Origin of the sequence: Maricaulis sp. MIT060901 (genome assembly GCF_047123815.1) — a bacterium.
Lineage (GTDB): Bacteria > Pseudomonadota > Alphaproteobacteria > Caulobacterales > Maricaulaceae > Maricaulis.
In genome coordinates, this window is the sequence record NZ_CP138920.1 from 2,860,590 (window position 1) to 2,870,000 (window position 9,411).

Genomic DNA, 9,411 nt, shown 5'->3' on the forward strand with positions numbered 1-9,411 from the left:
ACGTGCGTGCCAGAGGGGAAAGCCTGTAAAACCGGTTCACCCGGTGGGGGAATTAAGTTGTGATTAACGAAAAAGTGCCCGTTTGAGCCATCACAAGAGGGAGTTGCCAGAATGAGTGTGCCGCATCGGGACAGTGGCGATCGTGAGCCGGTTTTCAATTCCATGCCGGTGGTCGTGCTCGTCTTGGCTCTGGCCATACTTGGCGCCGAGCTGGCGAAAGTCGTGGTGCCACCGCTCGGCGAGCTGATCTTCCAGGCCAGCGTTCTGGTCCATACTCCGGCGGGGCAGGTGCCTCCCGCGCAGCCGCTTGGTCAATACCTGCCTTTCCTGCTCCATTTCCTCGTCCATTTCGGCTGGCTGCACATCATCATGAATCTGGTGGTGCTGCTCTCGGCCGGCCGCCTCGTCGCCCGTGTTCTCGGCGACAGCGCACAAGGTGTATTGCTGTTCCTGTCGTTCTTTGGTGCGTGCAGTGTTCTGGGCGCCGTTGCCCAGGTGGTTGCCGAAGGCAGTGAGCCGCTGATTCTGGGCGGCGCCTCCACAGGGGTCTCCGGCTTGATCGCAGCAGCCGGCTGGGTGCGTGGCGGGTATGCCGGCATGCTCAGATTGACCTTGCCCTGGATCGGCGTGAACCTGGTCATCGGCTTGCTGGGTGTGGCGTTTCCGATCCCGATCGGTTGGGCGGCGCATATCGGCGGCGCGGTTGCGGGGGCAGGGTTGTTTCCCGTCATTCTCAGGCTTGCCCGTCCGCGCTGACTACCACAGCCTCTCATATTGCGGCTCACCATCAATCTCGATCCCCTTGATCAGGGCACGCCCATCGGACGGGATCGACACGATCAGGCGGGGTGACCGGCTGTCATCTCGGAGAATTGAATCCAGCTCGAGCGCTGTTGCCCGATCCGCGAAATACCGGTTGAGCCCATAGTCGATCTGGACCACCTCATGCCGCTCATCTGCCTGGCCTCTGAAATAGACGCTGGTGACAAGGCCCAACATCGCCGGGCCCGTTTCCGGTTGTTCATGATGAAGAGCGCTGGCGGTCCAGACCCCGTCCTCGCCCGGTTCCAGCGAGAGATAGACAAGATCCTCGACCTCGATGTCGTCTTTTCCTGCCAGGTCGCGCAAGTCCAGTATCGCGATATCCAGGCGAATGCGGCTGTAATGGCCCAGGAACGGATCGCGCGGATCATAACCCGTGACATCGAGCACCACTTCCTGGCCGCCCGCACGCCGGGCCGTATTACTGCCCAGCATGAAGACCAGAAATGCCGTCATCACGGCTGCTATGATCAAGAGGCGGTTTGTATGGCTCATGACACGTCTCCCTGGCTTGTTGGCAGGCGCTTGCGCCATTTCAGCAAACCCCAGCTGAGGCCAAACAGCACAAGCCCGCCCGTGAGGAAGAAGAGGGAAGTGGTGAGCAGGCCCGAGAATGTCTCCCAGTAAACATAGGCGGTGTGCAGGATGAAGCCGGCAATACCCAGCGTGCCGGTGGCCCGGGCATCCGCTCGTGTACCGATCAGGATCAGCGAGATGCAGAAGGCATAATAGGCCGTGCCGAACAGGATGCGCACGGCGAGAAAGACAACGGGATCCTCGATGTAGACAATGAAGGGGAAGCTGGCAGCTGTGAGGGCGGCGATGGCGACGCCCAGCCCGGTTCGTTTGCGCTGCCCGCCCCCGTTTATCCAGGCCATCGCAGCGATGCCGCCTGAAAGGGCGAGGGCGAGTGGCACGTAGAGGGCCGGATTGGGCATGCCCGGGCCCGTATCGGAACGGTCCAGTTCGCGCACAAACGCGTCATACTCGCCGAGCGGCCACTGGATCAGTGCGCCTCCGATGATGGCCGCCGCGGCGCACCAACCTGCGATCACGCCTGCCGTTGGCACCTGGCGGTGACGCAGGAGCGCAAATCCGGTGGCCAGGATGCCAAAGGACAAGAGGGTGAGGGTGGCAATCTGGTGTGCTTCCATGCCCAGGGTTTCCAGGCCGCGGAGTAACGCATTGATCAGCCAGGGCAGGAGGGCCAGTCCAAGCAGGTTGACGGACACGGAAGACTTCAGTCGAGACGCGACGCCCAGCATCACGGTCCAGACCAGGGCATAACTCCACATGATGTCCGGTGCGGCGGGGGAGAGGATTTCCAGCCAGACCCACAGGGCCGACAGAAGCGTCGCCAGGATCATCACCGGCCTCGACGAAGCAGCAAGCGAAACACCCAGCGCCGCCAATGCCCAGATCAATACCGCCGTATTGCGGAAGGACGAGAGATTGAACGTCTGGGCTGTCAGCATGATGGTGATGCCGAACATCGCCGCTCCCAGAAGCGCGAGGGCATGGCCGAGAACCAGGGCGTTGCGGTCAAAGGCGCGTCCGGCCGCAAACAGGCTGACCCAGATCACAGCCAGCAGCAGCGCGAAGACAAGCAGTTTGGGTGTGGCGTCCCAGTTGGCGCCGACAAAACTGATAGCGGAAAGGGCAATTAGCACCGATCCCAGAATGGCCAGCGCGCCGACCGGCGTCCATCCACCCGGTGCCTTCGCTACATCATCCAGTATCGATGCCTTGCCGTCTTGGCTGACCCAGCCCTCGGCCTGCCAGCGTTGCAGGTCCCGCTTGAGACGCGATTGATAGCCCATGCTGTCTCCCCGATCCGGTGATGAAGTCCGTCTCGCCAGTAGACTGACGGAGGCGGGGAGGCCTGTCCACGTTAGTTTGATTCACGCGAGGCGCCTCGTCTAAGGGCTCACATTTCTTTCGTTTTGTGGTATAAGGAAACTCCATAGGAATGGAGTGACCCATGCGAGTGGAGACAATCCTCAATGTAAAAGGGCGTTCCGTAGTCACCATTGAAGACGGCTGCACACTGCGCGAGGCGGCCCAGGCGCTGGATGCCAACGCCATTGGTGCTTTGGTGGTGGTCGATCCAACCGGTCGGCCGATTGCCGTCCTGACCGAGCGCGATATCGTTCGCGAGTTGGCGATGCATGGTCGGGCCAGTCTCAACAGGACTGTGGCGAACGCCACTACACCCGCCTTCGTGACCGCTGCCCCGGACGATACAGTCGAGGACATCATGATGCGCATGACAGATCGCCGTGTTCGTCATTTGCCTGTTCTGGATGGTCGTGAGCTGGTTGGAATCGTTTCGATTGGCGATGCTGTGAAGGCGAAGATGGAGGCGGTTGAGGCTCAGACGGCGGCGATGCGGGAGTATATTTTGTCCTGAGGGATAAAACTGCAGCGTTCATGATCCCTGTGTGTGCAGGGCTGGGCGGGTGTTGGGTGAGATATTATCTGCGCTTGAGCAGCATTATGGCTTGCGCTTGTGGGGGAGTAGGTTAGAACCGCGCCTCTCGACGGCGCTGGCGGCAAGGTTTTCCTTGCAGTTCGGCGTTGTTTCTCTAGAATGCGAGGTCTTGTCGTTTTTTTGACTGAGGGCTGGTGCGTCGATTTCGAACCGCCGGTGCTGGAAAGTTTTCGTCTCTTTTGAGTTTGAAAACATCACTGCACAAACTCTGAGAAAAGACGATTGACTTCAAATTCTACGCGGCCTAAACACCGCGCTCCTCGCTGGGAGGGTTTGTTGAAAGACGGATCTGGCCGGCACTTGGAAGGCACTCGTACTTCCAGCTGATCATAGGCGATTGTGAGTTCATCGCCGGTTGGTTTTCGCAAGAAAATCCTCCGGACTGCACTTGCTGCTGCGAAGGCTGGAAAAGGCGGTTGACTTCAAAAACGGCGCGGCCTAAACACCGCGCTCCCGTCACGGAGGACTTCCTGAGGAAGCCGAGGTGATGCGGACCTGGAAGCCCCTGGTTTTTGTGGTCCGGCTCTTTGACATTGTTGATAGGAAAGAGAAACGCAGGCGGCGGTGCTCTGCGGTGGGTCAGACCACCACTTGAGAACCGATACGCTGACGCGTTTCTTTACGACGATTTTAGTTCTGTTCTGGTTTTCCAGGGCAGAGCGACAAATCTCGTCAAGAACTTTGAATGCCAAGCGTGTCGGGATCAAAACTCAACCTGAGAGTTTGATTCTGGCTCAGAACGAACGCTGGCGGCAGGCTTAACACATGCAAGTCGAGCGCCCTCTTCGGAGGGAGCGGCAGACGGGTGAGTAACGCGTGGGAACATACCTTTCGGTTCGGAATAGCCCCGGGAAACTGGGTGTAATACCGAATACGTCCTTAGGGAGAAAGATTTATCGCCGAAAGATTGGCCCGCGTTAGATTAGATAGTTGGTGAGGTAACGGCTCACCAAGTCGACGATCTATAGCTGGTTTGAGAGGATGATCAGCCACACTGGGACTGAGACACGGCCCAGACTCCTACGGGAGGCAGCAGTGAGGAATCTTGGACAATGGGCGCAAGCCTGATCCAGCCATGCCGCGTGAATGATGAAGGCCTTAGGGTTGTAAAATTCTTTCAGCAGGGAAGATAATGACGGTACCTGCAAAAGAAGCCCCGGCTAACTCCGTGCCAGCAGCCGCGGTAATACGGAGGGGGCTAGCGTTGTTCGGAATTACTGGGCGTAAAGCGCTCGTAGGCGGATTGGTCAGTCAGAGGTGAAAGCCCAGGGCTCAACCTTGGAATTGCCTTTGATACTGCCAGTCTTGAGTTCAGGAGAGGTAAGCGGAATTCCGAGTGTAGAGGTGAAATTCGTAGATATTCGGAGGAACACCAGAGGCGAAGGCGGCTTACTGGACTGATACTGACGCTGAGGAGCGAAAGCGTGGGGAGCAAACAGGATTAGATACCCTGGTAGTCCACGCCGTAAACGATGAGAGCTAGTTGTCTGGCAGCATGCTGTTAGGTGACGCAGCTAACGCATTAAGCTCTCCGCCTGGGGAGTACGGCCGCAAGGTTAAAACTCAAAGAAATTGACGGGGGCCCGCACAAGCGGTGGAGCATGTGGTTTAATTCGAAGCAACGCGCAGAACCTTACCTACCCTTGACATTTGGTGCTACATCCAGAGATGGATGGTCCTCTTCGGAGGCGCCAGGACAGGTGCTGCATGGCTGTCGTCAGCTCGTGTCGTGAGATGTTGGGTTAAGTCCCGCAACGAGCGCAACCCTCGCCGTTAGTTGCCAGCAGGTTTGGCTGGGCACTCTAACGGGACCGCCGGTGTTAAGCCGGAGGAAGGTGGGGATGACGTCAAGTCCTCATGGCCCTTACGGGTAGGGCTACACACGTGCTACAATGGCAGTGACAGAGAGCTAATCTCAAAAAACTGTCTCAGTTCGGATTGTCTTCTGCAACTCGAAGGCATGAAGTTGGAATCGCTAGTAATCGCGGATCAGCATGCCGCGGTGAATACGTTCCCGGGCCTTGTACACACCGCCCGTCACACCATGGGAGTTGGTATTACCCGACGACGCTGCGCTAACCTTCGGGAGGCAAGCGGCCACGGTAGGATCAGCGACTGGGGTGAAGTCGTAACAAGGTAGCCGTAGGGGAACCTGCGGCTGGATCACCTCCTTTCTAAGGAAGATTATTTACGGCGCCAGGCTCTGCCTGTCCGCTGTCTCTAATCTCTTGGAACTTATAGCTGGGACATCTTCGGATGATCACTGGCAAAACAGGCAGTCGCCGCCGTCTTCGTTTCTCTTTCCATTCTAGATCACATCACCGGATGTGGTCGCCGCGTTTTCGTTAAGGCAACGATCTGCGATCTAAGCGCCTGTAGCTCAGTTGGTTAGAGCGCACGCCTGATAAGCGTGAGGTCGGTAGTTCAAATCTACCCTGGCGCACCATCGCTTCTCAGGTCCGACGCAAACGCGATAACCGCGTTTCTACGGGGCCTTAGCTCAGATGGGAGAGCGCCTGATTTGCATTCAGGAGGTCAGGAGTTCGATCCTCCTAGGCTCCACCAACGCGGTTTAGAAAGACACACGTTTCGCCCTGGCTTCGGCCTTGGGTGGATATTTGACATAGTTGACGAGGGTTCAGCCGCTTGAGGTTGGATCGAAAAGACATCCTGACCGAGGCTCATGCATTATGCGGGTTTCGTCGCGATCGTACCGATCTGCACGGCCGGTATTGAGTGACGAAGCGTTCACCGCGCATGAGCATCAATTTTGAAATCAAGTGTCAGAAGGGCGTTTAGTGGATGCCTAGGCATGTAGAGGCGATGAAGGACGTAGCACGCTGCGATAAGTCTCGGGGAACCGCGAGCAGGTTTTGATCCGAGAATTTCCGAATGGGGAAACCCACCTTTACGAACCCTGGCGGTCGCTTAGCCGGTTTACCGGTTAGTCGATCACCAGAGTTTGTAGGAGGTATCTAATTCTGAATACATAGGGATTAGAAGCAAACCCGGGGAACTGAAACATCTAAGTACCCGGAGGAAAGGACATCAATTGAGACTCCGTTAGTAGTGGCGAGCGAACGCGGATCAGGCCAGTGCTCTTATCAATCGAACTCGAACCATCTGGAAAGTTGGGCCGGAGTGGGTGACAGCCCCGTAGAGGTAGGAAAGATAAGAGACTTGAGTAGGGCGGGACACGTGAAATCCTGTCTGAACATGGGGGGACCATCCTCCAAGCCTAAGTACTCCTACATGACCGATAGTGAACCAGTACCGTGAGGGAAAGGTGAAAAGCACCCCGACGAGGGGAGTGAAACAGACCCTGAAACTGGACGCCTACAAGCAGTCGGAGGGCGAAAGCCTGACGGCGTACCTTTTGTATAATGGGTCAGCGACTTCGTCTCACGAGCAAGCTTAAGCCGATAGGTGTAGGCGCAGCGAAAGCGAGTCTTAATAGGGCGACCGAGTTCGTGGGATGAGACCCGAAGCCGAGTGATCTAGCCATGGGCAGGTTGAAGGTGCGGTAACACGCACTGGAGGACCGAACCCACGTCTGTTGAAAAAGACGGGGATGACCTGTGGCTAGGGGTGAAAGGCCAATCAAACTCGGAAATAGCTGGTTCTCCGCGAAATCTATTTAGGTAGAGCGTCATCCGAATACCCTCGGGGGTAGAGCACTGGATGGGCTAGGGGGTCCCAACGACTTACCAAACCTAACCAAACTCCGAATACCGAGGAGTACTAGATGGCAGACACACTGCGGGTGCTAAGGTCCGTAGTGGAGAGGGAAACAGCCCTGACCACCAGCTAAGGTCCCTAAGTTATCACTAAGTGGGAAACGATGTGGGAGTGCTTAGACAACCAGGAGGTTGGCTTAGAAGCAGCCATCCTTTAAAGAAAGCGTAACAGCTCACTGGTCAAGCGCTCCTGCGCGGAAAATGTAACGGGGCTTAAGTGATACACCGAAGCTGTGGATTCAATCTTATGATTGAGTGGTAGCGGAGCGTTCCGTAGGCCGATGAAGGTGGACCCGCGAGGGCCGCTGGAGGTATCGGAAGTGAGAATGCTGACATGAGTAGCGACAAAGAGGGTGAGAGACCCTCTCGCCGAAAGTCCAAGGGTTCCTGCGCAATGCTAATCAGCGCAGGGTTAGTCGGCCCCTAACGCGAGGCAGAAATGCGTAGTGGATGGGAAGCAGGTTAATATTCCTGCACCTGACGGGTAGTGACGGATTCTGGAAGTTGTCAGTCCTTATCGGATTGAACTGGCAGCCAAGGAGTCCCTGGAAATAGCTCCCGCATTTGACCGTACCCCAAACCGACACAGGTGGACTGGTAGAGCATACCAAGGCGCTTGAGAGAACTATGCTGAAGGAACTCGGCAAATTACTCCCGTAAGTTCGCGAGAAGGGAGCCTGGCATTGGGCAACCAGTGTCCAGGGGCACAGACCAGGGGGTGGCGACTGTTTATTAAAAACACAGGGCTCTGCGAAGTCGCAAGACGACGTATAGGGTCTGACGCCTGCCCGGTGCCGGAAGGTTAAAAGGAGGAGTGAGAGCTCCGAATTGAAGCCCCGGTAAACGGCGGCCGTAACTATAACGGTCCTAAGGTAGCGAAATTCCTTGTCGGGTAAGTTCCGACCTGCACGAATGGCGTAACGACTTCCCCGCTGTCTCCAGTGTAGACTCAGCGAAATTGAATTCTCCGTGAAGATGCGGAGTTCCCGCGGTCAGACGGAAAGACCCCGTGCACCTTTACTACAGCTTGACAGTGGTATTAGCGGTAAATTGTGTAGGATAGGTGGGAGGCTATGAAACCAGGGCGCCAGTTCTGGTGGAGCCATCCTTGAAATACCACCCTATTTATTGTTGATATCTAACCGCGGTCCATGAACCTGGATCCGGGACCCTGTCTGGTGGGTAGTTTGACTGGGGCGGTCGCCTCCCAAAGAGTAACGGAGGCGCGCGATGGTGGGCTCAGAGCGGTCGGAAATCGCTCGTTGAGTGCAATGGCATAAGCCCGCCTGACTGCGAGACTGACAGGTCGAGCAGAGTCGAAAGACGGCCATAGTGATCCGGTGGTCCCGCATGGAAGGGCCATCGCTCAACGGATAAAAGGTACGCCGGGGATAACAGGCTGATGATGCCCAAGAGTCCATATCGACGGCATTGTTTGGCACCTCGATGTCGGCTCATCGCATCCTGGGGCTGGAGCAGGTCCCAAGGGTTCGGCTGTTCGCCGATTAAAGCGGTACGTGAGCTGGGTTTAGAACGTCGTGAGACAGTTCGGTCCCTATCTGCCGTGGGTGTTGGAAATTTGAGAGGAGCTGCCCCTAGTACGAGAGGACCGGGGTGGACGTACCTCTGGTGGACCTGTTGTCGCGCCAGCGGCATAGCAGGGTAGCTATGTACGGAAGGGATAACCGCTGAATGCATCTAAGCGGGAAGCCCCCCTCAAAACCAGATTTCCCTTGAGAGTCGAGGAAGACTACCTCGTTGATAGGCTAGGTGTGGAAGTGTGGCGACACATGAAGCTTACTAGTACTAATATCTCGATAGACTTGATTTCACCGATGCTCATGCCCGGCGATCGCTTCGTCAGGCATGGCCTCAAATGCAGGATGTCTTTTCAACTGGATCTAGCGCGCTGACCGGGTGGTTATTGCAGGGGGACCATACCCGTTCCCATCCCGAACACGGCCGTCAAGACCCCTAGCGCCGATGGTACTCCGTCTCAAGACGTGGGAGAGTAGGTCGCTGCCCGGTCTGCTCGCTAGATCCAATACCCTCGTGAACTATAGAAAAATCAAACAGCCCCGCCCAACCAGGCGGGGTTTTTTGTTGCCTGCTACTCAGTGGATTGCTGAAGGCTGGGCCTGATCCTCCCGGGCAGACGCGCAGACAGTCAGCGTCCACCGGCCGCTTGTACCACTCTATTCGCGGGCAGGCTCGTAGGGGTAAAATCAGCCACGCTCAAGCCACCTGGAGGCGGCGGGTGTTAACGCGCCTGTGCTGACCGGAATGTCCCGGTTGTTGATCCGGCAATCCAGCTGAAGGCCAATGCTGTCTCTCCGACATTTTTCCCTGGCTTGTAGGGGT

Annotated in this window: 4 protein-coding genes, 2 tRNA genes and 3 rRNA genes; 7 read left to right on the top strand and 2 right to left on the bottom strand. The window is 56.8% G+C overall.

What is annotated here, in order from left to right:
- Positions 1–111: 111 nt before the first annotated feature.
- Positions 112–756, top strand: a complete 645-nt coding sequence (locus tag SIC17_RS14115) for a rhomboid family intramembrane serine protease (RefSeq protein ID WP_291893120.1) — start codon at positions 112–114, stop codon at positions 754–756.
- Here SIC17_RS14115 and SIC17_RS14120 read toward each other — a convergent pair whose 3' ends face one another.
- Together SIC17_RS14120 and SIC17_RS14125 are read right to left on the bottom strand one after the other, a co-directional pair.
- Complete coding sequence (locus SIC17_RS14120) at positions 757–1,317, bottom strand: GDYXXLXY domain-containing protein (RefSeq protein WP_412545761.1); 561 nt, start codon at positions 1,315–1,317, stop codon at positions 757–759.
- Complete coding sequence (locus SIC17_RS14125) at positions 1,314–2,642, bottom strand: DUF2157 domain-containing protein (RefSeq protein WP_412545762.1); 1,329 nt, start codon at positions 2,640–2,642, stop codon at positions 1,314–1,316. The genes SIC17_RS14120 and SIC17_RS14125 overlap by 4 nt, the downstream gene beginning before the upstream one ends.
- Positions 2,643–2,803: 161 nt before the next feature.
- On the opposite strand from SIC17_RS14125, the gene SIC17_RS14130 reads away from it, so the two are divergent.
- The 6 genes from SIC17_RS14130 (at position 2,804) to rrf (ending at position 9,078) form a co-directional block, all read left to right on the top strand.
- A complete protein-coding gene (locus SIC17_RS14130; protein ID WP_412545763.1) occupies positions 2,804–3,232 on the top strand; it encodes a CBS domain-containing protein in 429 nt (142 codons plus the stop codon).
- A 792-nt stretch (positions 3,233–4,024) separates the two neighbouring features.
- A 16S ribosomal RNA gene (locus SIC17_RS14135) occupies positions 4,025–5,487 on the top strand.
- Positions 5,488–5,682: 195 nt separating this feature from the next.
- Positions 5,683–5,759 (top strand) — tRNA-Ile (locus SIC17_RS14140).
- A 43-nt stretch (positions 5,760–5,802) separates the two neighbouring features.
- Positions 5,803–5,878: transfer RNA gene (locus SIC17_RS14145), tRNA-Ala, on the top strand.
- 209 nt (positions 5,879–6,087) lie between these two features.
- Positions 6,088–8,881 (top strand): 23S ribosomal RNA (locus tag SIC17_RS14150).
- Positions 8,882–8,963: 82 nt separating this feature from the next.
- Positions 8,964–9,078 (top strand): 5S ribosomal RNA (rrf, locus tag SIC17_RS14155).
- Together the 16S, 23S and 5S rRNA genes with 2 tRNA genes alongside form the textbook arrangement of a ribosomal RNA operon.
- Positions 9,079–9,411: the final 333 nt, after the last annotated feature.

Coding starts and splice junctions, on each gene's coding strand:
- SIC17_RS14120 (WP_412545761.1), bottom strand. CDS start 1,317: ATGAGCCATACAAACCGCCTCTTGATCATAGCAGCCGTGATGACGGCA.
- SIC17_RS14130 (WP_412545763.1), top strand. CDS start 2,804: ATGCGAGTGGAGACAATCCTCAATGTAAAAGGGCGTTCCGTAGTCACC.
- SIC17_RS14125 (WP_412545762.1), bottom strand. CDS start 2,642: ATGGGCTATCAATCGCGTCTCAAGCGGGACCTGCAACGCTGGCAGGCC.
- SIC17_RS14115 (WP_291893120.1), top strand. CDS start 112: ATGAGTGTGCCGCATCGGGACAGTGGCGATCGTGAGCCGGTTTTCAAT.